Source organism: Mesorhizobium sp. WSM4822, from assembly GCF_055811155.1.
Genome location: NZ_JBVVQM010000011.1, coordinates 225615 through 252358 on the forward strand (window position 1 = coordinate 225615; position 26744 = coordinate 252358).

Sequence of the window (26744 nt, forward strand, 5' to 3'; positions counted from 1 at the left end):
GCTCGTGCCTTCCACAAGCGCCGGCGGTCGGCAGAGTATGCGTCCGGCCTTAAAGGCCCTTGGCGATACGGTCGAATGCCATCAGCCGCTCGAGCAGGGCTGGCATGTCCTTTAACGGCAGCATGTTCGGACCATCCGACGAGGTCGAATTGTCAGGATCCTGGTGGGTCTCGATGAACACGCCGGCAACGCCGACAGCGACGGCCGCGCGCGCCAGCGTCTCGACAAAACGACGTTCACCGCCCGAGGACCCGCCCTGCCCGCCCGGTTGCTGCACCGAATGGGTGGCATCGAAGATCACCGGCGCGCCGATCTCGGCCATGATGGGAAGAGCGCGCATGTCGGAGACCAGCGTGTTGTAGCCGAAGGAGGCGCCGCGCTCGGTGGTCAGCACATTGGCATTGCCGGAACCGGTGATCTTGGCGACGACGTTCTTCATGTCCCAGGGGGCGAGGAACTGCCCCTTCTTCACATTGATAACCTTGCCGGTCCTTGCGGCGGCGACCAGCATGTCGGTCTGGCGCGACAGGAAAGCCGGAATCTGCAGGACATCGACATGCGGCGCGACGATCGCGCACTGCTCCTCGGTGTGGACATCGGTCAGCACGGGGAGCGAAAGTTCCTTGCGCAGTTCGTCGAAGACGGGAAGGGCTGCGTCCATACCGGCACCGCGCGTCGCCGATAGCGAGGTGCGGTTGGCCTTGTCGTAGCTGGTCTTGTAGACGAGGCCTATGCCGAGCCTGCCGGTCAGTTCCTTCAGTGCGCCGGCCATGTCGAAGGCATGCTGGCGCGATTCAAACTGGCACGGGCCGGCGATCAGGGACAAAGCCGCCCTGTTGTCGAAGACGACATTGCCGACGGCTACAGACGAATTGGCCGCCATCGAATTGGACGCTTGCGGCTTGCTCATGGGATCTCCCGGAAGATAAAGGCCGCGCCCTGTCCGGGTGCACGCCGCACGACGATATCATTGCCCGCTATATCGTGTTGGACGGAATTGGCTGCAAGCAGCCTCGATGTCACATCGGCGTTCCGAACCGAAAAGACCACCGCTGCGAAGCGTAGATCTGTCGGCGCGCCGGCCGGCAGGCCGAAGCGCGCGGTGAAAGCCGCGCGGTCAAGCACGCTCAAATCCGCATTCGGCAAGGGAAAAATGCCGCCCTGCCCGTCGGCGGCCGGATCACCCACCGCCACGGAAATCAGCCCATGCTGCTTTCCGGGCGCATCGCTGACCGCCAAGATCTCGACAATTCCGGTCGCGCCGTTGGCGTGGGCCTGCAAAGCCGTGCGATCCACATCAGGCGCGTTGACCCGCTCGCAGGCAAACAGAAAGGCGTCCGTGGCCTCGGCTCCGGCCGCGAAGGCGAGCTTGAACGACGCGATGTCGCTTTTGCCGGCAGGGTCGGTGAAGGCGCGCGAAAAACCCAGCATGTCTCCCGCCGAGATGCCGGCATCGACATAGCGTGCATGGTCGGCATCGGCATTGCCCGTGCCCAGAACAATGGCGGAAAATCCCTCGTCGCCGTTGCTGTCGCGATAGGCGCGATCACGCGCGACGAAGACATTGCCGTCTGCGATAGCCTTTGCCGCCACCTGCTCGTCGCCGACCGCCAAAGGTTCGAGATAGGTGCCGTCGGCCAGGAAAACACAGCAGTTTTCCGTTCCGAACGGATGGATTCCGGTCGGGGCAACGACGAAGCCAAGCGCGGTGAGCCGGGCTCGCGCCACATCGAGGCTGTGCGTCGGCAGCACCAGATGATCGAGCGGATGGGTGCCTGCGGCTGCGGTTTTGGTCATGCAGGCGCGATGTGCATCATTCCGCAAAGCCGTTCAAGACTTGATCGCAATACCCGGCCAGTTCGCCCGTCAATTCACCGGACGTCGAAAGGCGCCCCTGGAGCAAGGTTCGATCAGCTCCCCGCGACGACATCGGCGGAATAGCGCAGTTCACGCATCGGTTTGACCTTGCTGGTGGTCTGCGCGTAGAGCGGGTGCGCCTTGTAGGCGGCCAGCGCGGCGTCATCGACGAACTCCGCATAGACGACCACGTCGACCTCATCCGACAGCGGATCCACCTTGGTGTTGAGCGTGACCTCGAACAGGCTGGAATGAGGAATGTCGCCGAGCGCCAGCAAGCCGGTGCGCACAGCCTCGACATCCTCTTTTCGCCGCGCGCTGAAGAAAACGATATGCCGGATCAACCCCGCCTCCTCGATCAAAGTGCCGGGGTCTTTTGTGACGGCAGGACGTTGGCGTCAATCGACAAGGATGTCGCGGCTGCTGCCACTGGAGTTAAGCTTTGCTGGTAACATATCGCACAACATGACTAAGCTCTCTCACAGCGGTGTCGAGATAGCGGCCCTGATTGTACATGCCATCCCAGATCAGGAAAAACGCGATGGCGGCAATGACGATTACATAACGCATGGCTAAATCTATCGCACACGGAATTCTGCGGCCATAGGCGTTTTTTTGACGCGCTGCGCCTTGGCTGTGCACAGGCATAGATGCCCGCCGGCGCGAGCAATCTGCTTGGCACAGCCCCGCTTGCAGCCTGCCCCTTGAAGTTTCCCCGCATGACGTGGAAGATTGTCGCACGGATTCACCGGGAAGCGCTGAAGCTCTGGTAGGGGGCGCGCACTTCATTCGAGCCCGCTCGCCGACGAACCGGCTGCGGCGGCGTTCGAAGCTGGCGAATGATCCAAGAGAACCGTGGTCCGGCAATTTGCGCCGGCACCGCGGAAATCCAGGGGCATGAGATGGCGCAAAAGGAACATTTTAGCGTAGCATTGAGCGACGCGGTCAGGCTCGATGAATTCAACTTCGCCGAGATCGTCAAAGGCCTTCCAGCGAAAGCGCGCATGGTGCTGTCGGCGGCAATGAACCTGCCTCGCGGTTCGCTCAGGGTGAGGCTGCCGGACGGCCGCGCCGTCCTCGTCGGCGGCAAGGGACCTGGCCCGGATGCCGAACTGGTGCTGAAGAATTGGCGCTTGCCCGGCCGCGCCTTTTCCGGCGGCACGATCGGCGTTGCCGAATCCTATATGGACGGCGATTGGGAAAGCCCTGATGTGACCAGCTTCCTGGAGCTGTTCGTGGTCAATTCGGTCATTGGCGAGCGTATCGCGGGCGGCACCAGCTGGCTGATCAACACCGTCCAGCGCATACGCCACTGGTTCAACCAGAACACGCGCACCGGTTCGAAACGCAATATCTCGGCGCATTACGACCTCGGCAACGCCTTCTACAAGGAATGGCTCGATCCGAGCATGACCTATTCTTCGGCGCTCTACACGACCGGTGCCAACGACCTGGAAGGCGCCCAGGCCGCCAAATATCGCGCTCTGGCGAAGGATACAGGGATCGGTCCGAAGGACCATGTGCTGGAAATCGGTTGCGGTTGGGGTGGCTTCGCCGAATTCGCGGCGCGCGAGATCGGCTGCCGCGTCACCGGGCTGACGATCAGCCGCGAGCAGCACGATTTTGCCACGGCTCGCATCGCCAGGGCTGGCCTTGCCGACAAGGTCGACATCAAGCTGCAGGATTATCGCGACGAAACCGGCACCTATGACCGCATCGCCTCGATCGAGATGTTCGAGGCGGTCGGCGAGAAATACTGGCCGGTGTTTTTCGGCAAGATGAAGGCCTGTCTAAGGCCTGGCGGCACCGCCGGCCTGCAGATCATCACCATCAACGAAGCCGCCTACGACACCTATCGCGCAAGGCCGGATTTCATCCAGCGCTACGTCTTCCCGGGCGGCATGCTGCCGACGCCGTCGATTCTGAAGGCGCTCGGCAAGGATCATGGCCTTGCCCATCTGCGCGAGCGCGTGTTTCCGGACGACTACGCGCGCACGCTTGCCGAGTGGCGCCACCGGTTCTGGGCGTCATGGGAAAAGATCGTCCCGCTCGGCTTCGACGACCGGTTCAAGAAGCTCTGGGAGTTCTACCTGCACTATTGCGAGGCTGGCTTCCGCGCCAGCTACATCGACGTGCGCCAGGTGGTCTACAAGGCGTAAGCCGACACGCTCTTGAACAGGCTATGTCGAGCATGATCGCGACATAGCCGCGTCGTCGCCGTCAAAAAGTCCGATCGCGAAGCAGAATGCCGCGCAGGACGGACGAATCGGAAATCACCTGATGCGCAGACGGACGATCTTCTTCGGCGTCATTGTTGTCGCTGCGGTGGGAATCTGGCTCAACAACACCTCCCTGTTGTCAAGCCGCCCCGCCGGCAGTCCGGAGATGCTTGCCCATCGCGGCCTTGCCCAGGACTACGCACGTGAAGGCATGACGGGTGAGACTTGCACGGCCAGTCGCATGTTGCCGCCGCGCCATGGCTACCTCGAAAACACAATTCCCTCGATGGAGGCCGCCTTCGCGCTGGGCGCTGACGCGCTCGAACTGGATGTTCACCCGACGACGGACGGCAAGTTCGCCGTCTTCCATGACTGGACGCTGGATTGCCGCACGGAAGGCAAGGGAGAAACGCGCAGCCATTCCATGGCCGAGTTGAAGACCCTCGATGTCGGCTATGGCTATACGGCGGATGGTGGCAAGACCTTTCCATTCCGCGGCAAGGGTATCGGCATGATGCCATCCCTGGATGAGGTTCTGACGCACTTCCCGGCCCGCCGCTTCAACATCAACGTCAAGAGCAACGATCCGGGCGAAGGCGAAAAGCTGGCCGCATGGCTTGCCACGCTGGCACCAGCCGAGCGCGGTTATCTGTCGGTCTATGGTGGCGACAAGCCGATCGCCGCCGTCAAGGCAGCACTGCCGGACATGCATACGCTAAGCCGCGCATCGCTGACGCAATGCATCCTGCGCTATGCCGCAATTGGCTGGACCGGCTACGTTCCGGATGCCTGCCGCAAAGGCACCTTGCTCATCCCCGTCAACATCGCGAAATGGATGTGGGGTTGGCCGAACCGGTTTCTCGATCGCATGCAAGGAGTCGATACAAGAGTCTATCTGCTCGGCCCTTATTCCGGCGGCGACTTTTCGCAAGGGCTCGACGATCCCGAACTGATCAAGCAACTGCCGGACGGCTATTCCGGCGGCATTTCCACGGATGCGCTGGATCTCGTCATGCCTGACATCAAGGAACGTTTCGGGTCGGATCAATCCACGCCGTAAGGGGCTTGGATCGAGCCGCCCCGCAGCCCACCCTTCAAAGCAGGATGCGGTATTTCGCGAAGCCTGCCTCGCCATCGCCCGCCGGCTCGATCTTCAGCGATTTCACCTGCGCGATGAAATCCTTGGCCTTGGCACCGGTTTCGAACACGGCGCTGGTTCCAGGCAGCGGCGCGAACGACCAGTTGTCGTCCGCCGACGGGTTGATTGTACCTTCGCTGACGATGTAGCGGACGATGACATCGCGATTGGTGTCCGGCGCCTCGTAGATGATCTTCGAGGCATTGATGTCGGGGAAATTGCCGCCGCCGCCAGCCCGGTAATTGTTGGTCGCGATGACGAATTTCTGTTTAGGATCAATTGGTTTTCCATCGAAACTCAGGTCGACGATGCGATTGGCGCCAGCGTTGGCCAGCCCGCCCTTGGTATCGTATTTCGACGGCTGCGACAGATCGATCTTGTAGGTGACGCCGTCGATGACGTCGAAATTGTAGGACGGAAAATCAGTGTTGATGAGGGCCTGGTCGGCCTTATCAGGCTCGATCCGGTTGAAGATGCCGGCCGACATTTCCAGCCATTCCTTGACCTGCGCACCGGTGATTTCGACCGCACGCACGGTGTTGGGATAGAGGTAGAGGTCGGCAACATTCTTGATGGCGATATCGCCTGCCGGCACGTCGGTATAGTAGTCGGCGCCGTTGCGCCCGCCGGCCTTGAACGGCGCGGCCGCCGACAGCAGCGGCACATCCTTCCATTGCGTGTTCTTGAGGATATCCCTGAGGTACCAGGTCTGCGCCTGGCTGACGACCTGCACCGACGGATCGTCGGCGACCAGCGCGAAATAGGAATAAAGCGGCGCGGAGGTCTTGCCGACGGGACGCCGCACATAGGCCAGCGTCGCCTGGTGGTCCTGTTCGAGGGCCGCGATGATGCGCTTGTCGTCCGGGACAGTCGGCTTGTTCTTGTTGTCGAGGCGTTCGAAGATCGGCCGCGCTTCGGAGGTGGCTGAAACGACCTTCCATTTCGACCCGTCACGCTCCAGCATCAGGTCGATCAGCCCCATATGCGAGCCCCAGAAACCGCCCATGACGGCGGGTTTGCCCTGCAGCGTGCCCTTTTGCGTATCGACACCGTCGAGCGACTGGAAATCCTTCTTGCCGGGGAACACCAGATGCTGGTGGCCGGTGAACACCGCATCGATGCCATCGACGCCGGCGACGAAGAACGAGGCGTTCTCCATCATGTCGCCCTGCTTCACGTCGATGCCGGAATGCGAGAGCGCAATGACGATGTCGGCGCCCTCCTCCTTCATCTGCGGCACCCAGGCCTTGGCCGCCTCGACGATGTCGCGCGTCTTGACGTTGCCCTCGAGGTTCTTGAGATCCCAGACCATGATCTGCGGCGGCACGAAGCCGATGATGCCGACCCTGATCGGCTGCTCGGCGCCCGAACCGTCCTTGATCTTCTTGTCGAGGATGACATAGGGCTTGAGATAGAGCTTGTCGTCGCGCGGGTTCGCGGCAAGCTCGGTGCCGCGGATCAAATTGGCGCAGACGAAGGGAAAATTGGCGCCGGCCAGCACCTTATCCAGGAACGACAGGCCGTAGTTGAACTCGTGGTTGCCCAGCGTCGAGCACTCGTAGCTAAGCAGGTTCATGCCTTTCATGATCGGATGCAGGTCGCCGTCCTTCAGCCCCTTCTCATAGGCGATGTAGTCGCCCATCGGATTGCCCTGCAGCAGGTCGCCATTGTCGATCAGCATCGAATTCACGGCTTCCTTGCGCACAGCATCGATGAGAGACGCCGTGCGCGACAGGCCCAGCGTGTCGTTCGTTTTGTCGGCGTAGTAATCGTAAGGCAGCACGTTCACATGGATGTCGGTGGTCTCCATGATCCGGAGATGGGCCTGGTTGCCTTGAGCGCGGGCGGAGAACGGATGCAGCATAATCAGTGCCCCTGCGGCGGCGCCCGCAAGGAGATCGCGGCGGGATATGGGATGGAGCAGTTGCGACATGTTTTCTCCTTCGACAACTGACAAGCCCTGCCCCGAAGCGAACTTCGCTCTGAAACCTGCTTAAGTCCATTCAACAAGTCGCGCGCATGAAGCCGCCACTCGATCAGCAACGGATGACGTGCCGATGAACGATCGGGGTGAGGAAATCAGCCCTTGTCGTCGTCGCCTTGGGTGATCAGCCGCGCGCTGCGCTGGCCTGTCGCGTAGATCCATAGCCAGCTCAGCGAAACCGCAAGCCGGTTGCGAAAACCGATCAGGAAATAGATGTGCGCCACTCCCCACAGCCACCAGGCCGCCCAGCCGGTCAGCTTGAGCCAGCCGAAATCGATCACCGCGGCGCGCTTGCCGATCGTGGCGAGATCGCCGGCATGCCTGTAGTGGAAAGGACGCGCGGTCGTGTCGCCGCCGAGCCTGGCCTTGATGGTGGCCGCAACATGTCGGCCCTCCTGCTTGGCGGAAGGCGCGACGCCGGGCACCGGCCGGCCATCGGGCCGCAGCACAAGGGCGGCGTCGCCGATGACGAAAATCTCCGGGCTGCCAGATACAGTCAGATCGGGCTCGACCAGCACCCTGCCCGCGCGGTCCGCCTTCGCTCCCAGCCATTCAGCGGCTGGCGAAGCGGCAACGCCGGCTGCCCACAGGATCGTTCGGGCTGCCAGTTGCTTATCGCCAAACACAACACCTTCGGCGTCGCAGCGCGTGACGGCCCGGCCAAGCTCGACCGTCACACCGAGCCGCTCGAGCGCTTTGCTGGCATAGTCGGAAAGTTTCGGTGCGAAATTGGCCAGGATGCGGTCGCCGGCCTCGATCAGCACCACACGCGTCTGCCGCGTGTCGATGTTGCGGAATTCGCCGCGCAGCGTGTCATGCGCCAGCTCGATGATGGTGCCGGCAAGCTCGACGCCGGTCGGCCCGCCGCCGACGATCGCAATGGTCAGCAACGCCCGGCGTTTGGCGGGATCGGTCTCCCGCTCGGCCTGCTCGAAGGCCAGGAGAATTCGCCTCCGAATGCTGGTGGCGTCCTCCAGCGTCTTCAGGCCCGGGGCGAAAGGCTCCCATTCGTCGTGGCCGAAATAGGCGTGGCGGGCACCGGTGGCGAGCACCAGCGTGTCGTAGGCGACCGCGCTGCCGTCATCGAGCAGCACGCGCTTGCCGGCGCGGTCGACACCGGTGACATTGGCGAGCAGGGTCGTCACATCCTTGCGCTTGCGCAGGAGGTGGCGGATCGGCCAGGCAACCTCGGAGGTGGCCAGCGCCGTCGTCGCCACCTGATAGAGCAGCGGCTGGAAGAGGTGATGGTTGCGCTTGTCGATCATGGTGATACGCACCGGAGCGCCAGCAAGTGCACGGGTGAACTCGAGACCGCCGAAACCCGCGCCGACAACGACGACATGATGCCTGGCTTCATTCATTTCGTTCACCCCGATGGCAAGATTGGCTGTCCTGGATGTAGGTATTTTTGTGCAATGCAACAACAGATGGACGGTGCCCGAGACTCGTCGTTCCATGTCGTGAATGCACATGTTGTATCGTATCGCGAGGTATAGCGTCATCGAACACGCGATGAGGTGAGGCATGGCCAACGATCGTGACGACGATGCTCCGGCGCAGTATTCTTCGCCGCCCTGTTTCATGCACGAGCTCGATCCGGAATTCCGTGCGCCTTCGAGCGACTGGATCGATGTGAGACGCTGGCGCAAGGCCGAACGCGAACGGCTGATCGCTGCGCGTCTCGCCGTTTCGGCCGACGCACGAGCGGTAATGTCGCAACGCATCGCCGATGGCCTCGACGCGATCATCGGCGAGATCGCCGGGCGCATGGTCAGTCTCTACTGGCCGTTTCGCGGCGAGCCGGATTTGCGGCCTTGGATGGCGTCCATAAACGAACGCGGCGGCCGCACCGCCCTGCCCATCGTCATCGACAAGGGGCACCCGCTGATCTTCCGCGCCTACAAAGCGGGCGACCGGCTGGAGAAAGGTGTCTGGAACATCCCAATCCCGGCCGAGGGCGATCCGGTGCTGCCGGACATCGTCATCTCGCCGATCGTCGGCATCGATCCCCAGAACTACCGCCTGGGTTATGGCGGCGGCTTCTTCGACCGCACGCTGGCAGCGATGCCGTTCAAGCCGCTGGTCATCGGCGTCGGCTACGAGCTGCAACGCATCGCGACCATCTACCCGCAGCCGCACGATATCCCGATGGACCGGGTGGTAACGGAGGCCAGCTAGTCCAGGCTGTGCTGAGATTCAGGTCAGGCCGCGTCGAAAATGGTCGCTTCCGAGAACGGGAGCGGAGCGTACTTTTCGTACGCGAGCACCGGAAGCGCAGGGAGCTACCATTTGCAGGCCGGCATCACCTGAATATCAACGCAGCCTAGGCCATTTCCGGCTTCATGCCCATGGCGGTCCTGTCGACGATTTCGCGTAGCGCAAAGGACGAATTGATCTTGGTCACATGCGGCATCGCCGACAGCCATTCCTTGTGGATGCGCTCATAGTCGACGAGATCCTTCGCCGCGATCCGCAGGATGTAGTCGTACTCGCCCGACATCAGGTGACAGGACAGCACGTTCGGGCAGCGTTTGATCGCCGCCTCGAAATCCGAGAGCGTCTTCTCGAACTGTCCCGACAGCGATATGTGCACGATCGCCGTCATCTGGTGGCCGAGTGCTGCATTGGAAAGCCGGGCATGGTAGCCGCGGATGGTTCCGGATTTCTCCAGATTGTCGAGCCGGCGCGAACAGGCCGACTGCGACAGGCCGACCTTCTCGGCCAGTGCCGCATTGGGTATCCTGCCATCCTTCTGCAAAGCCTCGAGAATGGCGATATCAATCCTGTCGAGCCGCATTTTTCGTGAATCCTGCGAATATCCAGCTATTTTGCGCAACGATTATCGAAACCTGCCGGTTGGCGCAAGCGCATTCGCAAACACCTGCGCAACGATTCGTGGTTCACTCCATCCATACAGGGAACGAGCCCAAAGGGCCGGATCAGGAGAAGAAAATGCGCGTCGGCTGCCCCAAGGAAATCAAGAACCACGAATACCGCGTCGGCCTCACCCCCGGCTCGGTCCGCGAATATGTCGCCCATGGCCACGAAGTGCTGGTTGAGACCGGGGCCGGTGCCGGCATCGGCGCCGATGACAATGCCTATCGCGCCGCCGGCGCCACGATTGCCAAGACGGCCGCCGAGGTGTTCGCCAGGTCGGACATGATCGTCAAGGTCAAGGAGCCGCAGCCCAGCGAATGGGCGCAGCTTCGCGAAGGCCAGATCCTGTACACCTACCTTCACCTTGCTCCGGATCCGGAGCAGACCAAGGGCCTGCTTGCGTCCGGCGTGACGGCAATCGCCTACGAGACCGTGACCGACGACCGTGGCGGCCTGCCGTTGCTGGCGCCGATGTCGGAAGTTGCCGGACGCCTGTCGATCCAGGCCGGCGCCACGGCGCTACAGAAGGCCAATGGCGGCCGCGGCGTGCTGCTCGGCGGCGTGCCCGGCGTGCTGCCCGGCAAGGTCACCGTGCTCGGCGGTGGCGTCGTCGGCCTGCACGCGGCCAGGATGGCGGCCGGCCTTGGCGCCGACGTCACCATCATCGACCGCTCGATCCCGCGCCTGCGCCAGCTCGACGACCTCTTCGCCGGCCGCGTCCACACCCGTTACTCGACTGTCGAGGCGCTGGAAGAAGAGTGTTTTTCAGCCGACATCGTCGTCGGCGCGGTGCTGATCCCGGGTGCCGCGGCGCCAAAACTGGTTTCGCGCGAAATGCTGTCGGGCATGAAGAAAGGCTCGGTGCTGGTCGACGTCGCCATCGACCAGGGCGGCTGCTTCGAGACCTCGCACGCCACCACTCATGCCGAGCCGACCTATGAGGTCGACGGCGTCATCCACTATTGCGTCGCCAACATGCCTGGTGCCGTGCCGGTCACTTCGGCCCACGCGCTCAACAACGCGACGCTGCACTATGGCCTGCAGCTTGCCGACAAGGGCCTGAAGGCGCTGGTCGACGATCATCACCTGCGCAACGGCCTCAATGTCCACAAGGGCAAGATCACCAACCGGGCAGTCGCCGAGGCGCTCGGCTACGAACTGGTCGAGCCGAAAGCCGTTCTCGCCGCCTGATTTTCGCGAAAACAGCTCCTTTCAATCCAGCCCGCCGGTTCCATGCCGGCGGGTTTTTTCTTGCGAGCCTGTTTTTCAGGCAAAGCATGGCGTCGAAAGATGTGACGCAACGGCACTTTGCTCATCATTGTTGCATATTTGTCATTCCCGTACCGGCCGACTCCCTGCTAGAGACATTCTGGGTTTACTCATTGGGGTACGGGCATATGTTCATTCGCACATCCGCGAAATCTTTTCTTCTTGGTGCTGTTTCTGCTGTGGCTTTGATGTCTGCTGCTCATGCAGCAGACGTCGTGCAGCCAGTGGAAGAAGCTGCCGGCTTTAACTGGAGCGGTCTGTACGTTGGTTTTGGCGTCGGTGCCGGTGCCAACGTACACGAGCTCAGCAGCGATTTTATTCCAGTCTCGCTGAACGGCATCGGTGGCGAAGGCGTCTATGGTGAGCTGACGGTCGGCTATGACTATATGGTCTCGCCCCGGTTCCTCATCGGAGGTCTGCTGGACGCTCACGTGGGCAACATCAAGACCACGCTGGACATTACGGGGTTCGACGCTTCTATCAAGGAAACCTACGGTTTCGACGCTGGCCTGCGTCTCGGCTACCTCTTGACGCCGAACACTCTGGGCTACGTGCTGGGTGGCTATTCCTGGCAGAAGTACAAGCTCGATACGAACGCTGGCTTCGACTTTGATTGGGATCAGAGCGGGTATTTTGTCGGAGGTGGCATCGAAACGGCCATCAACAGCAATTGGACGATCAAGACTGAGTATCGCTATACGGGCTTCGGGACCAAGGACGATCTTCTTTCCGAGGCTGGCATTGTCGGAGTACCGGACGGTCTCCTCAATCTTGACACCTCGCGCCATACTTTCCAGATCGCAGCCAATTACCGTTTCGGTGCCCAGAACGGCGGCGGTGCTGCCTTCGAGACGCCAGCCTACAACTGGACCGGCTTCTATATCGGTGGCGCTGGTGGCGCCGGTGCGTCCGTGCATCAGATCAACGTTCCGCCGCTCGGCGACCTGGAATTCAATGGTCTCGGTGGCGAAGGTGCCTTTGGTGAACTGAACGTCGGCTACGATCATGACTTCGGCAGCTGGGTCGCAGGCGTCATGGTCGATGCACGCTACTCCGGCATGACTTCCAAGCTGGATCTCGGCGGCGGGTCGATCAACGTCGATACCGACTATGGGTTCGATGTGCTGGGCCGCGTCGGCATGAAGATGAACGAATCGACCCTTGCCTATGCGCTTGCCGGCTACAGCTGGCAGCATTTCGATCTGAACGCTTCCGACCCGATCGGCGACATTCTCGACTGGGGTTCCAGCGGTTTCTCGGTTGGTGGCGGCCTTGAAACGGCTCTGTCCAGCAATGTCACCGTTGGCCTCGAATATCGCTATTCGCAGTTCGCCGAGAAGGACTTTTCTTCGGAATTCGGCGCACCCGACGACACCCTTACCTCGACTTCCTCTTTCCACACCGTGCGTCTCGGCGCGAAGTACAAGTTCAACTAAAAGGCCCTCCAGCCAAACAGTTGCAGCCCGTCGGCCATGCCGGCGGGCTTTTTTTATTGATCGAATCTTTCCGCGCCAAACGCAGGCAACAAAAAAGCGGAGCCAAAGCCCCGCTTCCTCGATGTCGAGATTTACCGCCGGTTCATCCGCGGTCGGCAAATCGATCGACAATAGCTTTCTATCGCGAATATGCGACGGGAGTACGACAACTGTTTCCAGCAGCTAATCTCAGCCTCAAACGCGCTCGATGCGGCACTGGTAGCAATTGTTGCGCGCCGAACGGACATGGACGTAGGCGATCTCGTCGCGTTCGAACAGCGTCTCGGCCCGTGCAGCAATTGCCGTGGTCGGGATGACGCCGCCGCTGCCATAGACGATGCGATCATTCCCGCCATAGCCGCGCACGATGTAGTCGGGGCTTTCGAGAATCTCGGGCAGCGCCTCGCTCTCGGCAGCGCGGTCGCATTCCTCGCCATGCAGGAAGATCGGGCCCGTTTCAGCATAGGGCTGAAGCTGCGGGAATGGCCGGTACGCCAGAACAAGATAGGCATCGCCGGCGGCGATGTTCTTCAAGCAATGCCGGCAAGGCATGCCGTCACCGTCGGAGATCTTTCGCTCGGGCATTTGGCCATAAGCATCGATCCCGCCGCGCTGCAGCGTCCTGACACCTTCGGTCGGCAAAGCTTTGAACTGGATGGTCATGGAAAATCTCCGGTGTGGTCTACCGGAAATTATCCCTTTGAACTCTCGCCGCCCACCCGATTCCTGCCAGATATCGAAGAGCCGGTCGCCCGTCGGCGACCGGCTCTCATCAAGTCCCGTCGAAAGCGCCGGCTAACTAAAATTCAGAGCTGCGGCTCAACGGATGAAATCATCGAAGCGGCGCAGCGTCACCCGGCGATTCCGCCAGTTTTCGTTCTGCGTCTGCACCAGCAAAAACTCCTCGCCATAGCCGACGGTCTCGAGAGCATGACCCGGCACGCCGAATTCGCGCACCAGCGTGCGCTTGAGCGAAACGGCGCGCTGTTCGGACAGAGCCTGATTCGACTGGAAGGAGCCGACGGCGTCGGTATGGCCCTCGATCAGCACGCGGGCGCCGCGATCGCGGCGCAGGATGCGCCGCAGCGCGTCGGCAATGGTCTCGATCTTGTCGTATTGCGAGTTGGCAATAGCCGCCGAACCGAAGGCGAAGTTGATCGACTGGATATCGATCGAGCGGGCCATGCGGCGCAAATCCGGGCGCCGCTTGAATTCGCGGATGGTGACGCGCTCGTTCGGCCGCAATTTCACACGCGGCGCCGCCTCGAGCTTCCGCTCGATCGTCGCGGCTGAAGGCGTTGTCGCCTGGGCTGCGGCCAGGCTTGGCATGGCAATTGCCGCGATCAGCGCGGCGGCAAGTGTACGGCGGGTCAGCATGTCTTCGTCTCCTTCGGCCTTGGCCGCATTGATGGTGCCGGCAACATGCCAAAAACAGCCTGAAGGGCCGATGAACGGCGGGGTCAGATTAGAGCTGGTGTCAGCTTCCGGCTAGGGCCGCATGACGCTGGCCGCGCGCTCGGTGAAAGGCAGCGGATGGACGATTTCCCTCTTTTGCGCCACCGGTGCAAAGCCGAGCTTCTGGTAGAGCGGCAGAGCCGCCGGATGATCGAGCGTGCAGGTCTGCACCGTCACCCGCTTCGGCCCATGCGACCATGCGGCGGCGATCGCGGAGCCCAGGAACCAGCGGCCGATGCCTTGCCCGGTGGCATGTTCCATCATGCCGAAATAGGCGAGCTCGACTTCTTCCGGCAGATGCGGCTTGAGATCGAAGAAGCCGGCGGGCGCGCCGTCGAGGTAAAGGACCCTGATGTCGCGATCCTCACGATGGATGCCGGCGGAAAGCTCGTCGTCATCCAGCCTCAGCACATTGACCCAGTGCCATTTGCGCCCCACCCGGTCCATCAGATAGCGGTAGAAATGCAGCGGAATGTCCTTGGTCTTCAGCAGCGCGACCTGACGGTTATACGGCACGGCCGGTGAATAGGCCGGAGGCACATGCATCTCGAGGAACGTCACCGTGACTTCGATGTCTTCCAGCGCGCTGTTTTCCATCGTCTTCATTCCTTGCCGATCACAACGGGGCCGGTCACGACAGGCGTGTCGGAAAGCCCGCCCCACTCCGTCCAGGAGCCGTCGTAAAGCCTGTTGTTCGTATGGCCAAGCGTTTCCAGCGCCAGCGTCACCACCGCCGCGGTAATACCGGAGCCGCATGAAGTGACGACAGGTTTCGACAGATCGATGCCGGCCTCCTCGATCACCTTGCGCAGACGGTCCTTCGACAGCAGCTCGCCATTTTCCGACAGCGCCGAATAGGGCAGATTGCGCGCGCCGGGCATATGGCCGGAGCGGATACCCGCGCGCGGCTCAGGTTCAGTGCCGGTGAAGCGGCCCGGTCCACGGGCGTCGGCGATCTGGCTCGCCTTGGTGTCGACGATCCCGCGCATGTCGGCGAGGCTGGCGACGCGCCCGGCGTCGAAGTCGGCATGAAACACGCTTGGCGCGATCTTGGTCGGTTCGGCCGTCACCGGCCTGCCGGCGGCTTTCCAGCCATCGAAGCCGCCCTCCAGAATATAGGTCTGAAAGACGCCCATCACCCGGAACATCCACCACGCCCGGGGTGCGGAGAAGAAACCCGGGCCGTCGTAGACGACGATGGTGTCATCGGCCGAAACGCCCATGGCGCCGACATACTGGGCAAAATGCTGCGGCGACGGCAAGGTATGCGGCAGGGGCGAATCCGGGTCCGAAACGGCATCCTGATCGAGAAACCGTGCGCCCGGGATATGGGCGGACTCATACTCGCCGCGCGCATCACGCTTCTGCGCCGGGAGGTACCAGGATGTGTCGATGATCGTCAGGCCCGGCTCGCCGAGACGTTGCTGCAGCCAGTCTGCGTCGACGGTGAAGGGGCTGTCCTCGGCCATTCTTGTTCTCCTGCTCGCCTTTTGGCGATCACTGCCTGTTCAGTTTGCCGGCATCGGCCCAAAGCGGATGCGGAAGCGCCGGTTTTCACGGCCCTTCTTCTCGATCTTGCCGATGTGGATTTCGCCGACTTCTCCGGTGCTTTTCACATGGGTGCCGCCGCAGGGCTGGCTGTCCACCGAGGCGTTGTCGCCGATACAGACCAGGCGGATCTTGCCGGTGCCGACCGGCGGCCGCACGTTCTTGGATTTTACCAGGCCTGGATTGGCGGCCAGTTCCTCGTCGCTGATCAGTCTGACAAAGATCGGATGATCGGCCCGCACCAGCTCCATCAGCCCGGCGGTGACGTCCTCCTTGGTGAAGCCGGCATCCGGAGCGTCGAAGTCGACACGGCTGTCGTCCTCGGAAACCGAAGCACCGGTGATCGGGAACGGGCAGACGACGGTGAGCAGGTGGCAAGCCGCGTGCATGCGCATCAGGAGATGCCGCCGCTCCCAGTCGATCGCCAGCCTCAGCGTGTCGCCCACCTGCGGAACCGCCTGCTCCGGCGCTGGCACGTGTATGATCTCGTCCTTGGTCTCACCGGTGAGGGTGGCGGCAATGGCGATGCGGCTGCCATCGCCGCGTTCGAGATACCCGGTATCGCCCGGTTGGCCGCCCGAAGTGGCGTAGAAGATCGTCCGGTCGAGGATGATGCCGCCGCGGTCGTTGACGGCAACCACCGTTGCGTCCGCCGTGCGCAGATAGGCGTCGTCACGAAACAGGGCGTCCGTCCTGTTTGCCATCACGCGACTTTCTCGAACGGCACCGAAATTGTACTGCGCTGTTCCATCCAGCCCGGCACTGGCAGCTGCTTTTCGCGCAGGAATTCCGGGTTGAACAGTTTTGACTGATAGCGCGTGCCGTAATCGCAAAGAATGGTCACGATGGTGTGGCCGGGACCCAATTCCCTGGCCAGGCGGATCGCGCCGGCAATGTTGATGCCGGTCGAGCCACCGACGCAAAGGCCCTCTTCCTGGATAAGGTCGAAGACGATCGGCAGCGCATCCTCATCGGGGATCTGGAATGAAAAATCCGGCGTGAACCCTTCGAGATTGGCGGTGATGCGCCCCTGCCCGATGCCTTCGGTGATCGAGCCGCCTTCGGACTTCAGCTCGCCGTTGGTGTAGAAGGAGTAGAGCGCGGCCCCCAGCGGGTCGGCGAGCGCGATCTTCACGTCCCGGCTTTTCGCCTTCAGTCCGGAAGCGACGCCGGCCAGCGTTCCGCCCGAACCGACCGCCGAGACAAAGCCATCGACCTTGCCGCCGGTCTGGCTCCAAATCTCCTCCGCGGTGGTGCGGATATGGCCGTCACGGTTGGCGACATTGTCGAACTGGTTAGCCCAGATGGCGCCGTTCGGTTCTGTCTTTGCCAGTTGCTCGGCCAGCCGCCCCGACAGTTTCACGTAATTGTTGGGATTCCTGTAGGGCACTGCCGGCACCTCGATCAGTTCGGCGCCGAGCAGTTTGATCGTGTCCTTCTTTTCCTGGCTCTGCGTGTCCGGGATGACGATGACGGTGCGGTAGCCTAGCGCCTTGGCAACCAGCGTCAGTCCAATGCCGGTATTGCCGGCCGTTCCCTCGACGATCACACCGCCGGGCCTCAGCAGCCCGCGCTGCTCGGCGTCGCGGATGATGAACAGGCCGGCACGATCCTTGACCGACTGGCCCGGATTCATGAATTCGGCCTTGCCCAGGATCTCGCAACCAGTTTGTTCAGAAGCTTTGTTGAGGCGGATCAGAGGCGTGTTGCCGATCGCGTCGATCACAGAACGGGGCATCCAGGATTCCTTGTGTGCGTGCGCCGAAACCCTAGAAACCCGAAGCTGCGGTTTCAAGGCAAGAATTTGTCTGGTCCAGTCGCATTTGCAGTGCTGTTGTTGCGTCGGCGCTTCCCGAGGCTGGCCTCTTGCGCCACTGTTCATTTCCGGCTGACGTTGAAAAGCGGCTTTTCATTCGATTTCTTCACCGCTAGAGCAAAGCACCAACAAGTCGACAGGGCGCAGCATGACACTCTACCGGGCCAACCCGAAGCACGGCGTCGCCTGGATCACGGGCGGCTCAAGCGGCATCGGCCGTGCGCTGGCCAGGGATCTTGCTTCCCAGGGCTATGCCGTCGCGGTGACGGCGCTTGACGGCGATCCGATCGACACGCTTGTCGTCGAGACCGCGCAGATGCCGGGCAGTGTCACGGCCTTTCCCTGCGATGTCACCGACGAGCCGCGCATGGCAAGAACCGTCGCCGCGATCGAGAAGGAGCTCGGTCCCATCGTGCTCGCCATCTTCAATGCAGGAAACTACATTTCGACGCCGGGGGAGAATCTTGTCGTCAACGACTTTCGCCGGTCCTTCGAGGTCAATTATTTCGGCATCATCAACGGCCTCGTGCCCGCGGTCGAACGCATGCGTGTGCGGGCGCGCGGCCATGTCGTGCTGGTCGGCTCGGTGACATCCTATTTCGGCTGGCCGACAACGGCCGCCTATGGCGGCACCAAGGCGGCCATCAACATCCTGGCCGAGTCGCTGAAGTATGATTTCGACAAGATGAACGTGCGTATCCAGGTGTTCAATCCCGGCTTCATCGACACCCCGCTGACCGAGAAGAACATGCTGCCCATGCCGGGACTGATGCCGGTCAGCCGCGCATCGCGCCGCATGGCGCGGGGCATCAAGTCCGGCGGCTTCGAAGTCCATTTCCCGCGCCGGACCAGCTGGCCCCTGAAACTGCTCGGCCTGCTGCCGAGGCCGCTGTGCAGAGGATTTATCAGCCTGATGACCAGTTGGAAGGCGCGGCCGCTGCATTACGACCGCAAGCCCCCGATCGAATAGGACGCCGGCGAAATTGGCAGGCTCACCGTTTCGGCCGCCGTCGCCATGGTTGAGACAAGTGCTGCGTGGAGTCTGCGATGGGGCGACGGATCGTGCTTGCTGTGCTGGGCCTGATCGCCATTCTCGCACTGGCCTTCGTGCTCGGCCCGCGCGTTCGCGTCGACACCACGATCCGTTTCGATCCCTCGCTCATCGCTGACGATCCGCAGGCCTATGTGGCAAAGGCGGAAGCCGCCATCCCCGGAATCCGTGACGGGCTGGAAAAAGAGATCGTCTGGGCCGATCCGTTGGTGCATGCCAGGACGCCGCTGTCGATCGTCTACATCCACGGCTTTTCCGCATCCAAGGGCGAGGTCCGCCCGCTGCCCGACGAAGTGGCGGAACAGCTTGATGCCAATCTCTTCTACACCCGGCTCACCGGTCACGGGCAGGATGGCGCGGCGATGACGCAAGGCAGCATCAACGCCTGGATCAACGACTATGAGGAAGCGCTCGCCATCGGCCGGGCGATCGGCGACAAGGTGATCGTCATCTCGACGTCGACCGGCGGCTCGCTGGCCGTCTGGGCGGCAACGCAGCCCGGTGCATCGGACGAGGTGGCGGCGATTGCGTTCATCTCGCCGAACTTCGGCGTCAAGACTTCGGGCGCCGAGATCCTGACCATGCCGTGGGGCAAACAAATTGCCAGGCTGGTCGCCGGCAAGGAACACAGCTTCGTGCCGCGCAACGCGCTGAATGAAGAATTCTGGACCACCCGCTATCCGATCGAAGCAACCTTGCCGATGCAGGCGCTGACCGAGCTTGCCTATGGCGCGCCGGTGGAGAAGGCGACCATCCCTGCTTTGTTCATCTTTTCTGATTCGGACAAAGTGGTGCGGGCCGATCGCACCCGCGAGATTGCCGGGCGCTGGGGCGCGCCGCATGAACTGGTTCCGGTCGACGACACCGGCGACCCGGACAATCACGTCATTGCCGGCGACGCGCTGTCGCCGTCGACCACGGCGTTTCTGGCGCAAAGGATCGCCGTCTGGATCGAAGCGGTGGTGAAGTAGGCAAACGGAAAGGGCGACCGAAGCATCGCTTCAGCCGCCCTTTCCTTGGTCTGTCCCGGCAATCAGCCAGGCTAAGCCTGACTGATTACAACGCGATCTGGCTTACGCAGCCCGCGCAGCCGGACGCTTGCCGCCGAAGCGACGCTTGTTGTTGCCTTTGAAGGCCGGCTTGGCGCCTTCCGGCTTGCGCTCGCCTGCGAAGGCAGGCTTGTCGCCGAAGCGCTTCTTGCCAAAGCCGTTGCCCTTGTTCTCGCCACCGGGCCGCCTGCCGTCGCGACGGCCATTGCGGTCGTTGCGATCATTGGCCGGCTCGAAGCGCTCGTTCTTTTCAGCCGGATTGCGCAGCGGATCGGGGCTGCCGAGATGGTCGGCAACGATCGGCAGCTTGGTGCGGATGATGCGCTCGACCTGGCGCAGCTTGCTGTTCTCGGAAGGATCGCAAAGCGTGATCGCGATGCCGTCCATGCCGTTGCGGCCGGTACGTCCGATGCGGTGGACGTAGCTCTCGGCTTCATCAGGCAGGTCGAAATTCACGACATGGCTGATGCCGGGGACGTCGATGCCGCGCGCCGCAATGTCGGTCGCCACCAGAATGCGCACCGAGCCGTCGCGGAAATCGTTCAGCGCTTTCTGGCGGGCATTCTGCGACTTGTTGCCGTGGATGACGGCGGCCTTGAAGCCGTCGCGCTCGAGGTCCTTGGTCACCCTGTCGGCACCATGCTTGGTGCGCGAGAAGATGATGACGGACTTCATCGCCTCGTCGGCGAGCATCGTCGACAGAACCTGGCGCTTCTGCTTGGTGCGGGCAAAGACGACGCCCTGCACGATCTCGGCCGCCGCCGTGCTTTGCGGCGCGACTTCGACGCGGATCGGGTTCTTCAGCAGGCCCTTGGCCAGTTCGGCGATTTCATTGGGCATGGTCGCCGAGAACAGCACCGTCTGACGGTCGGGCGCCGTCGCCTTGGCGATGCGCTTGACGTCGTTGATGAAGCCCATGTCGAGCATGCGGTCGCCTTCGTCGAGCACCAGCCATTTGGTGTCGGCAAGCACGAGGTCGCCCTCACGCACAAGGTCGGTCAACCGGCCGGGCGTGGCGATCAGGATGTCGACGCCGGGAGCAACCTTCTTCACCTGGCTGAAGCGGGACACGCCGCCGAGCACGAGCGCGGTCGAGACATGCGCGCCCTTGGCGAGGATCTTGATCGTGTCTTCGATCTGCACGGCGAGTTCGCGCGTCGGCGCCAGGATAAGCGCACGCGCCGTCTTCGGCCGGCGCTTGGTGCCAAGCGCAATGATCTTCGACAAGATCGGCAGCGCGAAGGCCGCGGTCTTGCCGGAGCCGGTCTGGGCGATGCCGAAAATGTCACGGCCTTCCATCTGAGGCGGGATCGCCTGTGCCTGGATCGGCTTCGGCTCGGCGAAGCCCGCGTTGTGGGTGGCCTTGAGCAGCGCGCCCGTAATACCCAGTGCCGCGAAACCGGTGAGTTCCGCAGTGCTACCGGGCAAAGTGTTTTCGTTGGTCAAAATAATCTTCTTTCACGCGGCTTCTAGCCGCAAACATCGATGGCGGCAGGGCGCAACCTGCCGTCGAAAAATCTGTGATGAACGACAAGGCGGGCGGACGTATTCGTCCACTCGGCTGCGCTGTCGTGCCCGCAGGCATCATGCCACGGGGCTTTTTCGCCGCTTTGTGATTTACCGGAAAAAGGGCCGATATACCGGAAAGAGGGAAAACAGACGCAACCAGTCTCATTCGTCGAGAAGGCCGGATTCGTTCCCGGCCCAAGCGCCTATGGGCTGCATATGGCTGAGTTCGCCGCCAAATGCAAGGGGCGTCATGCTGCAGCGCAACAAAACCCGTGGCGCAAGCGGCGCTTGCGCTCGCTTGCCGGCACGATTACCACGAAATGCCACTGGCTTGGGAGGTAATCGATGAAAGACGTTCTCAAGGAACTCGAGCGCCGCCGCGAGATTGCCCGCATGGGCGGCGGCCAGGCTCGCATCGATGCCCAGCACAAGAAGGGCAAACTCACCGCGCGCGAACGCATCGAGGTGTTTCTCGACGAGGGCTCGTTCGAGGAATTCGACATGTATGTCGAGCACCGCTCGACCGACTTCGGCATGGAGAAGAGCAAGATCGCCGGCGACGGCGTGGTTACCGGCTGGGGCACCGTCAACGGCCGCCCGGTCTACCTCTTCGCCAAGGATTTTACCGTGTTCGGCGGCTCGCTGTCGGAAGCGCATGCCGAGAAGGTCATCAAGGTGCAGGAGATGGCGCTGCGCAACCGGGCGCCGATCATCGGCCTCTACGATGCTGGCGGCGCGCGCATCCAGGAAGGCGTGGCAGCACTCGGCGGCTATGCCGAGATTTTTCAGCGCAACGTGCTGGCCTCAGGCGTCATTCCGCAGATTTCCGTCATCATGGGGCCGTGCGCCGGCGGCGACGTCTATTCGCCTGCCATGACCGACTTCATCTTCATGGTGCGCGACACTTCCTACATGTTCGTCACCGGACCGGATGTGGTGAAGACCGTGACCAACGAGACGGTGACCGCCGAGAGCCTCGGCGGCGCCTCCGTCCACACGACGAAATCCTCGATCGCCGACGGCGCCTATGACAATGACGTCGAGGCGCTGTTGCAGATGCGCCGGCTGGTCGACCTGCTGCCGGCTTCCAACACATCGGAGCTTCCCGAGATCGAATGCTACCAGTCGGTCACCGACCATGATTTGTCGCTCGACCGGCTGATTCCCGACAATGCCAACAAGCCCTACGACATCAAGGAACTGATCATGAAAGTTGCCGACGAAGGCGACTTCTTCGAGATCCAGCAGAACTTCGCCAAGAACATCGTCACCGGGTTCGGGCGCGTCGAGGGCCGCACCGTCGGCTTCGTCGCCAACCAGCCGATGGTGCTGGCCGGCGTGCTCGATTCCGATGCCAGCCGCAAGGCAGCGCGCTTCGTGCGTTTCTGCGACTGTTTTTCGATCCCGATCGTCACCTTCGTCGATGTCCCCGGCTTCCTGCCCGGCACGGCGCAGGAATATGGCGGCCTGATCAAGCATGGCGCGAAACTCCTGTTCGCCTATGCCGAGGCCACCGTGCCGAAGATCACCGTCATCACCCGCAAAGCCTATGGCGGCGCCTATGACGTGATGGCGTCAAAGCATCTGCGCGGCGACATGAACTATGCCTGGCCGACCGCGCAGATCGCGGTGATGGGGGCCAGGGGGGCGGTGGAGATCATCTATCGCAAGGACATCGGTGACATCGAAAAGATCGCAGCCCATACAAAGGCTTACGAGGATCGCTTCCTGTCGCCCTTCGTCGCCGCCGAGCGCGGCTATGTCGATGAGGTGATCATGCCGCACTCGACCCGCCGCCGCATCGCGCGCGCGCTACGCATGCTGCGCAACAAGGACATGCAGAACCCCTGGAAGAAGCACGACAACATCCCGCTGTGAGGCGTGGCTGGGCATCTATCCGAGGTAACCGTCGGGCAGCTCACTCCTCTTCCGCCGCGCCAAATCCCGCCCCCATGGTGGCGCGGACAGGGCTGCCCCATGGCGTCGCGTGATTGTCGATACGCATCTGGAAGATAAAGTAAGTCGGCGAGCAGAAGCCGATGCCTTTGACCTTGCCGATGCCCGGCGTGTCAGGCGGCAGCGACTGGCACATATAGTCCTCGCGGCAGAAATGATCGGCCGAACAGGCCGGCCGGTTGCCGCGATTGACGGCGCCGCCAAGGCATTGGTCGAAATTGTTGGTGGCCACGCAGATGTCGAATTTCTTGCCGCCGACCAGGCCGCAGATCTCGTTCGGCATCGGCTTGCCGGCCTTGAAGGCCGCGAAGTCGCGGTCCTTGTCGTCGCAGCCGCGATAGGCGATGCCGCCAGGCACGCCGATCTTCGGCGGACGGCAGGTGTAGGCGGTACGGGAAATGTCCGGGGCGAAGGCCGCGAATTGGCCCGATTTGCTATAGCGGTCGTTGAAAGGCTGCGCCGCGTTGCTGGCGATCGAGCCGGTCAGGCAGGGGTGGCCGGAAAACATTTTTTCGCTGTCCTTGGGCAGCAGGCATTGCGCCAATTTCGTGTGCACGCCCGAAGCCGTGGCCAGCGGCGTGCAGACGGAGCCGCCGTCGCATTGCCAGGTCGCGCCGAACCGCGCGGCATCTTCCGGCATCAGGCAAGGCATGGCCATCTCCGCCGGCGCGTAATCGACCGCGTCGGCGTTCGTCCAGACCGCCGGCGGCGCAAAGGAGAGCGGACGGAAGCGGTTCGGCTGCTTGCCTTCGGCCGTGGCGGCGAGCCACGCCTGGCGCCGCGGGATCTCGGCATGAAGATGCGGCGAAATCCCGACCTCGATGCGGTTCAACGGCGAGGTCGTCTTGTCGTCTAGCCCGATGAAATGGAAACCGGCGGTCGAACCGGCCTGATGGCAACCCTGGCAGGCGCCGTTGTCCAGCCGCTCGACCAGCGCTTCCGGCGTGCGCACCAGTTTCAGCGCGGAATAATCGAGCGGTGCGAATTCCTTGGGCTGGAATAATTGCGTAAACGGATGATTGGCCTGCCGCGCGCTGCCGAAGGTCGACCATGAAATGATCTTTCTGGCCAGGAACTCGTCGGGGATTTCATAGACGCCTTCGTCGACCGCCGGCAGATTGGCGCCGACATAGGCGGCAAGCCGTGCTTTCAGCGCCGCGTCCTGCGAGAGCCGTGCGGTGTCGGGCGTGTTCTCCAGCGGCTTCTCGCTGATAGCAGCGCCATCGATGCCGAATACCCGCATGAGATAGGCCGCCTGCCCGCCGAACTCGGTTTCCTGGCCGGACGGGAAGCGCACCACCTGCGCGTTGAGCTCCAGCTGCTTGAAGGTCAGCCCGGCCTTCTCCAGCGGCCCGCCGGTCAGCCAGCCGGCATCGACGCTCTCGTCAAGCTGTGGCGTCCAGCGTCCGGCAGTGCCGACGCAGCCGCCATCGGCATCGGGCGCGGCGCTGTAGACGGCATTGAAATTGAACGGCAGGCGCGATGCCAGCAGCTTGCCGTTCTTGCGAAAACTGTAGGCCAGGCGGTAGATGAAGCGCACCTCGCCGCAGCTCCTGTCGCCTTGCAGCATGGTGAAGTCGCGACGGTCGAGCCGGTTGACGACGCCGACCAGCCGGAAGCGCGCGGCATCGGTCTTCAGCCAGCGCATGTCCATGATGCGGCCGACATTGCCGTCGGTGACCTCGTAGAGCGGCCGCCCGCCGGCCTTCATCTCGGCGCGGAGCGCTGCAACATCGGAGGCAACGATGTCGACGATGGCGTGATAGGCGGGCGCCTCGCCGTAGAGCGTCTTTAGACCGTCCTCGCCGTCAACCCCCAAAACATCGGCGAAGCCAAAACCCCCGGCATCGAGCGCGGCGAGCACCGCCGGATTGTCGACGACGGTTACAGGGCCTTCGGCGCGCGCCGTCGACGCCACGAAGGCGATAAAGAAAGTGGCAAGCAAAAGAGCAAAGGGACGGCTCATGGAGCGGCCGTGCGCGCGTCGAAGAGTTCACGCAACACCGGCAGCAGCGCCAGCGGCAGATCCTCGGCGATCAGGCCGGGTCCGAACCGGCTGCCGGCTTCAGCGTGTAGCCACACCGCCGCGCAGGTGCCCTCGAAGGGCGGCATGCCTTGTGCGAGCAGACCGGCGATGATGCCCGACAGCACGTCGCCTGACCCGGCTGTGGCCAGCCACGGCGCACCATTGGAATTGATGGCTGCCTTGCCATCAGGCGCAGCTATGACCGTGTCGGCGCCCTTGTAGACGATCGTTGCGTTGGCCCGCGCGGCAGCCGCTCGCGCCTTGTCCAATTTCGACATGGTTTTGTCCCCGGCGATATCTGGGAACAAGCGGCCGAATTCACCCTCATGCGGCGTGATCACCAACGCTGGCGCGTTCAGGTGACGGGCGGCTTCGAACAGCGCCTGCGGCTGATGGGCCATAGATGTAATGGCGTCAGCATCAAGCACGATCGCTCCTCCATGGTTTGCAGTTTGCGATGCGCGTGCACCCTCCGCCAAGGTCTTGATCAGTTGCAGGGCGAAATCGCCGACCTTGGGCTTTGGCCCGAGCCCCGGTCCAAACACCAGCGCCTCGGGATGGCGCGCCGTCAGAAATTCCTGCACCTCCTCGAGTGACCCCGCCTCTCGCAGCATGATCGAGGTGAGGTGTATCGCGTTCACCTGCATGGCATTGCCAGGCGACAGCACGGTGACCGCCCCTGCCCCGCTTCTCGCGGCGGCCATCGCCGACAGCCGCGCTGCGCCGGTAGCACTGGGACCGCCGGAAAAGACGCCGACATGGCCGCGCTTGTATTTATGCGCGTCCACCGCCGGCACCGAAAATTCCCGCAACCACAGGTCCGGCACATTTTCGAAGGTCGAGACGGCGAGCTGGGCGATGATGCCGTCATCGATGCCGATATCGGCGAGCACGATCTCACCGCATTGCCCGCGCCCCGGCAGCAGCAAGTGGCCGGGCTTTTTCCGCGCGAAGGTGACGGTGACCTCGGCACGAAACGCCCTGCTCAATATTTCGCCGCTGGCTCCCGAGACGCCCGACGGCAGGTCGATCGAGACCACAGGCAGGCGCAGGGCTGTCACGGTATCGACAGCTTTCGCGGCATCGCCGGACAGCGGCTTGGACAGCCCTGCCCCATAGAGCGCGTCGATCACGATCGAGCCGAACTCGGCGTCGAAATCAGACAGCGGCCGGGACTTGACCAGGGATTCCGCGGCGGCGAGCGCCGCATCGCTTTCCGGCCTCGGCGCTCCGGATGACCAGATCGTTATGCCGACGCCGCTGCCGGCCAGGAGGCGTGCGACGACATAGCCATCGCCGCCATTGTTGCCGGGCCCGCAGAGCACATGGATGTGCTTTGCCGAGGGATAGCGCTTGAGCACCTCGGTCGCGACCGCTTCGCCCGCGCGCCGCATCAGGCTGATTCCATCGGCCGGACCGGCCGCGATCGTCAGCCGATCAGCCTCGCTCATTTCGGCCGGGGAAAGAAGTTCGTTGCTCATGGATTGCCGATCCGCATGCTATCGCGCATTGTCC

23 protein-coding genes are annotated in these 26744 nt (G+C 62.6%); 8 read left to right on the forward strand and 15 right to left on the reverse strand.

Features of this window, described 5'->3' with window-relative positions; genetic code table 11:
- Positions 1-49 precede the first annotated feature (49 nt).
- The 3 genes from kdsA to AC0L3E_RS24760 all read right to left on the reverse strand — a co-directional run bounded on the left by kdsA (position 50) and on the right by AC0L3E_RS24760 (position 2201).
- Positions 50-910 (reverse strand): 3-deoxy-8-phosphooctulonate synthase, encoded by an 861-nt coding sequence (kdsA, locus tag AC0L3E_RS24750; protein WP_473605831.1) that lies wholly within the window; start codon positions 908-910, stop codon positions 50-52.
- A complete protein-coding gene (locus AC0L3E_RS24755) occupies positions 907-1797 on the reverse strand; it encodes a VOC family protein (RefSeq protein ID WP_128309609.1) in 891 nt (296 codons plus the stop codon). Before AC0L3E_RS24755 ends, kdsA begins: the two co-directional genes overlap by 4 nt.
- Positions 1798-1910: 113 nt before the next feature.
- Positions 1911-2201: a Dabb family protein gene (locus tag AC0L3E_RS24760; protein WP_127323248.1), complete on the reverse strand. Its 291-nt coding sequence runs from the start codon at positions 2199-2201 to the stop codon at positions 1911-1913.
- Between the two features lie 558 nt (positions 2202-2759).
- On the opposite strand from AC0L3E_RS24760, the gene AC0L3E_RS24765 reads away from it, so the two are divergent.
- The gene (locus AC0L3E_RS24765; protein ID WP_128309611.1) at positions 2760-4016 is read left to right on the forward strand and encodes an SAM-dependent methyltransferase; all 1257 of its coding nucleotides are present in this window, start codon (positions 2760-2762) and stop codon (positions 4014-4016) included.
- A 121-nt stretch (positions 4017-4137) separates the two neighbouring features.
- Entirely contained in the window at positions 4138-5136 is a 999-nt protein-coding gene (locus AC0L3E_RS24770) for a glycerophosphodiester phosphodiesterase family protein (protein WP_128309607.1), read from the forward strand.
- Between the two features lie 34 nt (positions 5137-5170).
- On the opposite strand, the gene AC0L3E_RS24775 is transcribed toward AC0L3E_RS24770, so the two are convergent.
- Positions 5171-7147, reverse strand: a complete 1977-nt coding sequence (locus AC0L3E_RS24775) for a bifunctional 2',3'-cyclic-nucleotide 2'-phosphodiesterase/3'-nucleotidase (protein WP_473605833.1) — start codon at positions 7145-7147, stop codon at positions 5171-5173.
- A gap of 146 nt (positions 7148-7293) precedes the next feature.
- Positions 7294-8559: an NAD(P)/FAD-dependent oxidoreductase gene (locus tag AC0L3E_RS24780; RefSeq protein WP_473605834.1), complete on the reverse strand. Its 1266-nt coding sequence runs from the start codon at positions 8557-8559 to the stop codon at positions 7294-7296.
- Between the two features lie 163 nt (positions 8560-8722).
- Here AC0L3E_RS24780 and AC0L3E_RS24785 point away from each other — a divergent pair, with 163 nt between their 5' ends.
- Positions 8723-9376, forward strand: coding sequence for a 5-formyltetrahydrofolate cyclo-ligase (locus AC0L3E_RS24785; RefSeq protein ID WP_127269075.1), 654 nt, complete (start codon positions 8723-8725; stop codon positions 9374-9376).
- A gap of 145 nt (positions 9377-9521) precedes the next feature.
- On the opposite strand, the gene AC0L3E_RS24790 is transcribed toward AC0L3E_RS24785, so the two are convergent.
- Positions 9522-9995: an Lrp/AsnC family transcriptional regulator gene (locus AC0L3E_RS24790; protein WP_127269076.1), complete on the reverse strand. Its 474-nt coding sequence runs from the start codon at positions 9993-9995 to the stop codon at positions 9522-9524.
- A 155-nt stretch (positions 9996-10150) separates the two neighbouring features.
- Here AC0L3E_RS24790 and ald point away from each other — a divergent pair, with 155 nt between their 5' ends.
- Complete coding sequence (gene ald / locus AC0L3E_RS24795; RefSeq protein ID WP_023812057.1) at positions 10151-11266, forward strand: alanine dehydrogenase; 1116 nt, start codon at positions 10151-10153, stop codon at positions 11264-11266.
- A 206-nt stretch (positions 11267-11472) separates the two neighbouring features.
- Positions 11473-12780, forward strand: coding sequence for an outer membrane protein (locus AC0L3E_RS24800; protein ID WP_127330932.1), 1308 nt, complete (start codon positions 11473-11475; stop codon positions 12778-12780).
- Positions 12781-13014: 234 nt separating this feature from the next.
- Here the strand turns inward: AC0L3E_RS24800 and AC0L3E_RS24805 are convergent, their stop codons facing one another.
- The 6 genes from AC0L3E_RS24805 to AC0L3E_RS24830 all read right to left on the reverse strand — a co-directional run bounded on the left by AC0L3E_RS24805 (position 13015) and on the right by AC0L3E_RS24830 (position 17560).
- Positions 13015-13482 (reverse strand): DUF1203 domain-containing protein, encoded by a 468-nt coding sequence (locus AC0L3E_RS24805; protein ID WP_473605835.1) that lies wholly within the window; start codon positions 13480-13482, stop codon positions 13015-13017.
- Between the two features lie 156 nt (positions 13483-13638).
- Positions 13639-14196 carry an OmpA family protein gene (locus AC0L3E_RS24810; protein ID WP_128309359.1) on the reverse strand — a complete coding sequence of 186 codons (558 nt, stop codon included), beginning with the start codon at positions 14194-14196 and terminating at the stop codon, positions 13639-13641.
- Between the two features lie 111 nt (positions 14197-14307).
- Positions 14308-14871, reverse strand: a complete 564-nt coding sequence (locus tag AC0L3E_RS24815) for a GNAT family N-acetyltransferase (protein ID WP_128309358.1) — start codon at positions 14869-14871, stop codon at positions 14308-14310.
- A gap of 5 nt (positions 14872-14876) precedes the next feature.
- Positions 14877-15743 (reverse strand): 3-mercaptopyruvate sulfurtransferase, encoded by an 867-nt coding sequence (sseA, locus tag AC0L3E_RS24820; RefSeq protein WP_473605836.1) that lies wholly within the window; start codon positions 15741-15743, stop codon positions 14877-14879.
- A 39-nt stretch (positions 15744-15782) separates the two neighbouring features.
- Positions 15783-16526 carry an alanyl-tRNA editing protein gene (locus AC0L3E_RS24825; protein WP_128309357.1) on the reverse strand — a complete coding sequence of 248 codons (744 nt, stop codon included), beginning with the start codon at positions 16524-16526 and terminating at the stop codon, positions 15783-15785.
- Complete coding sequence (locus AC0L3E_RS24830) at positions 16526-17560, reverse strand: cysteine synthase A (protein WP_473605837.1); 1035 nt, start codon at positions 17558-17560, stop codon at positions 16526-16528. Before AC0L3E_RS24830 ends, AC0L3E_RS24825 begins: the two co-directional genes overlap by 1 nt.
- 226 nt (positions 17561-17786) lie before the next feature.
- Between AC0L3E_RS24830 and AC0L3E_RS24835 the strand changes: the two genes are divergently transcribed.
- Together AC0L3E_RS24835 and AC0L3E_RS24840 are read left to right on the forward strand one after the other, a co-directional pair.
- Positions 17787-18608, forward strand: coding sequence for an SDR family oxidoreductase (locus tag AC0L3E_RS24835; protein ID WP_473605838.1), 822 nt, complete (start codon positions 17787-17789; stop codon positions 18606-18608).
- 77 nt (positions 18609-18685) lie between these two features.
- Positions 18686-19660 (forward strand): alpha/beta hydrolase, encoded by a 975-nt coding sequence (locus AC0L3E_RS24840; RefSeq protein WP_473605840.1) that lies wholly within the window; start codon positions 18686-18688, stop codon positions 19658-19660.
- 102 nt (positions 19661-19762) lie between these two features.
- Here AC0L3E_RS24840 and AC0L3E_RS24845 read toward each other — a convergent pair whose 3' ends face one another.
- Positions 19763-21184, reverse strand: a complete 1422-nt coding sequence (locus tag AC0L3E_RS24845; RefSeq protein ID WP_127269639.1) for a DEAD/DEAH box helicase — start codon at positions 21182-21184, stop codon at positions 19763-19765.
- A 408-nt stretch (positions 21185-21592) separates the two neighbouring features.
- On the opposite strand from AC0L3E_RS24845, the gene AC0L3E_RS24850 reads away from it, so the two are divergent.
- Positions 21593-23125 carry an acyl-CoA carboxylase subunit beta gene (locus tag AC0L3E_RS24850; protein WP_128310013.1) on the forward strand — a complete coding sequence of 511 codons (1533 nt, stop codon included), beginning with the start codon at positions 21593-21595 and terminating at the stop codon, positions 23123-23125.
- Positions 23126-23165: 40 nt separating this feature from the next.
- Here AC0L3E_RS24850 and AC0L3E_RS24855 read toward each other — a convergent pair whose 3' ends face one another.
- Both AC0L3E_RS24855 and AC0L3E_RS24860 read right to left on the reverse strand, forming a co-directional pair.
- Positions 23166-25169 carry a hypothetical protein gene (locus AC0L3E_RS24855; protein WP_473605841.1) on the reverse strand — a complete coding sequence of 668 codons (2004 nt, stop codon included), beginning with the start codon at positions 25167-25169 and terminating at the stop codon, positions 23166-23168.
- A complete protein-coding gene (locus tag AC0L3E_RS24860; protein WP_473605842.1) occupies positions 25166-26710 on the reverse strand; it encodes an NAD(P)H-hydrate dehydratase in 1545 nt (514 codons plus the stop codon). The genes AC0L3E_RS24855 and AC0L3E_RS24860 overlap by 4 nt, the downstream gene beginning before the upstream one ends.
- Positions 26711-26744 lie beyond the last annotated feature (34 nt).

Excerpts from the sequence above, each read along its gene's own strand:
- kdsA (WP_473605831.1), bottom strand. The coding sequence starts at position 910 with ATGAGCAAGCCGCAAGCGTCCAATTCGATGGCGGCCAATTCGTCTGTA.
- AC0L3E_RS24765 (WP_128309611.1), top strand. The coding sequence starts at position 2,760 with ATGGCGCAAAAGGAACATTTTAGCGTAGCATTGAGCGACGCGGTCAGG.
- AC0L3E_RS24855 (WP_473605841.1), bottom strand. The coding sequence starts at position 25,169 with ATGAGCCGTCCCTTTGCTCTTTTGCTTGCCACTTTCTTTATCGCCTTC.
- AC0L3E_RS24830 (WP_473605837.1), bottom strand. The coding sequence starts at position 17,560 with ATGCCCCGTTCTGTGATCGACGCGATCGGCAACACGCCTCTGATCCGC.
- AC0L3E_RS24860 (WP_473605842.1), bottom strand. The coding sequence starts at position 26,710 with ATGAGCAACGAACTTCTTTCCCCGGCCGAAATGAGCGAGGCTGATCGG.
- sseA (WP_473605836.1), bottom strand. The coding sequence starts at position 15,743 with ATGGCCGAGGACAGCCCCTTCACCGTCGACGCAGACTGGCTGCAGCAA.
- AC0L3E_RS24780 (WP_473605834.1), bottom strand. The coding sequence starts at position 8,559 with ATGAATGAAGCCAGGCATCATGTCGTCGTTGTCGGCGCGGGTTTCGGC.
- AC0L3E_RS24785 (WP_127269075.1), top strand. The coding sequence starts at position 8,723 with ATGGCCAACGATCGTGACGACGATGCTCCGGCGCAGTATTCTTCGCCG.
- AC0L3E_RS24755 (WP_128309609.1), bottom strand. The coding sequence starts at position 1,797 with ATGACCAAAACCGCAGCCGCAGGCACCCATCCGCTCGATCATCTGGTG.
- AC0L3E_RS24810 (WP_128309359.1), bottom strand. The coding sequence starts at position 14,196 with ATGCTGACCCGCCGTACACTTGCCGCCGCGCTGATCGCGGCAATTGCC.
- AC0L3E_RS24790 (WP_127269076.1), bottom strand. The coding sequence starts at position 9,995 with ATGCGGCTCGACAGGATTGATATCGCCATTCTCGAGGCTTTGCAGAAG.
- AC0L3E_RS24805 (WP_473605835.1), bottom strand. The coding sequence starts at position 13,482 with ATGACCATCCAGTTCAAAGCTTTGCCGACCGAAGGTGTCAGGACGCTG.
- AC0L3E_RS24775 (WP_473605833.1), bottom strand. The coding sequence starts at position 7,147 with ATGTCGCAACTGCTCCATCCCATATCCCGCCGCGATCTCCTTGCGGGC.
- AC0L3E_RS24850 (WP_128310013.1), top strand. The coding sequence starts at position 21,593 with ATGAAAGACGTTCTCAAGGAACTCGAGCGCCGCCGCGAGATTGCCCGC.
- AC0L3E_RS24770 (WP_128309607.1), top strand. The coding sequence starts at position 4,138 with ATGCGCAGACGGACGATCTTCTTCGGCGTCATTGTTGTCGCTGCGGTG.
- AC0L3E_RS24800 (WP_127330932.1), top strand. The coding sequence starts at position 11,473 with ATGTTCATTCGCACATCCGCGAAATCTTTTCTTCTTGGTGCTGTTTCT.
- AC0L3E_RS24815 (WP_128309358.1), bottom strand. The coding sequence starts at position 14,871 with ATGGAAAACAGCGCGCTGGAAGACATCGAAGTCACGGTGACGTTCCTC.
- AC0L3E_RS24840 (WP_473605840.1), top strand. The coding sequence starts at position 18,686 with ATGGGGCGACGGATCGTGCTTGCTGTGCTGGGCCTGATCGCCATTCTC.
- AC0L3E_RS24835 (WP_473605838.1), top strand. The coding sequence starts at position 17,787 with ATGACACTCTACCGGGCCAACCCGAAGCACGGCGTCGCCTGGATCACG.
- ald (WP_023812057.1), top strand. The coding sequence starts at position 10,151 with ATGCGCGTCGGCTGCCCCAAGGAAATCAAGAACCACGAATACCGCGTC.
- AC0L3E_RS24825 (WP_128309357.1), bottom strand. The coding sequence starts at position 16,526 with ATGGCAAACAGGACGGACGCCCTGTTTCGTGACGACGCCTATCTGCGC.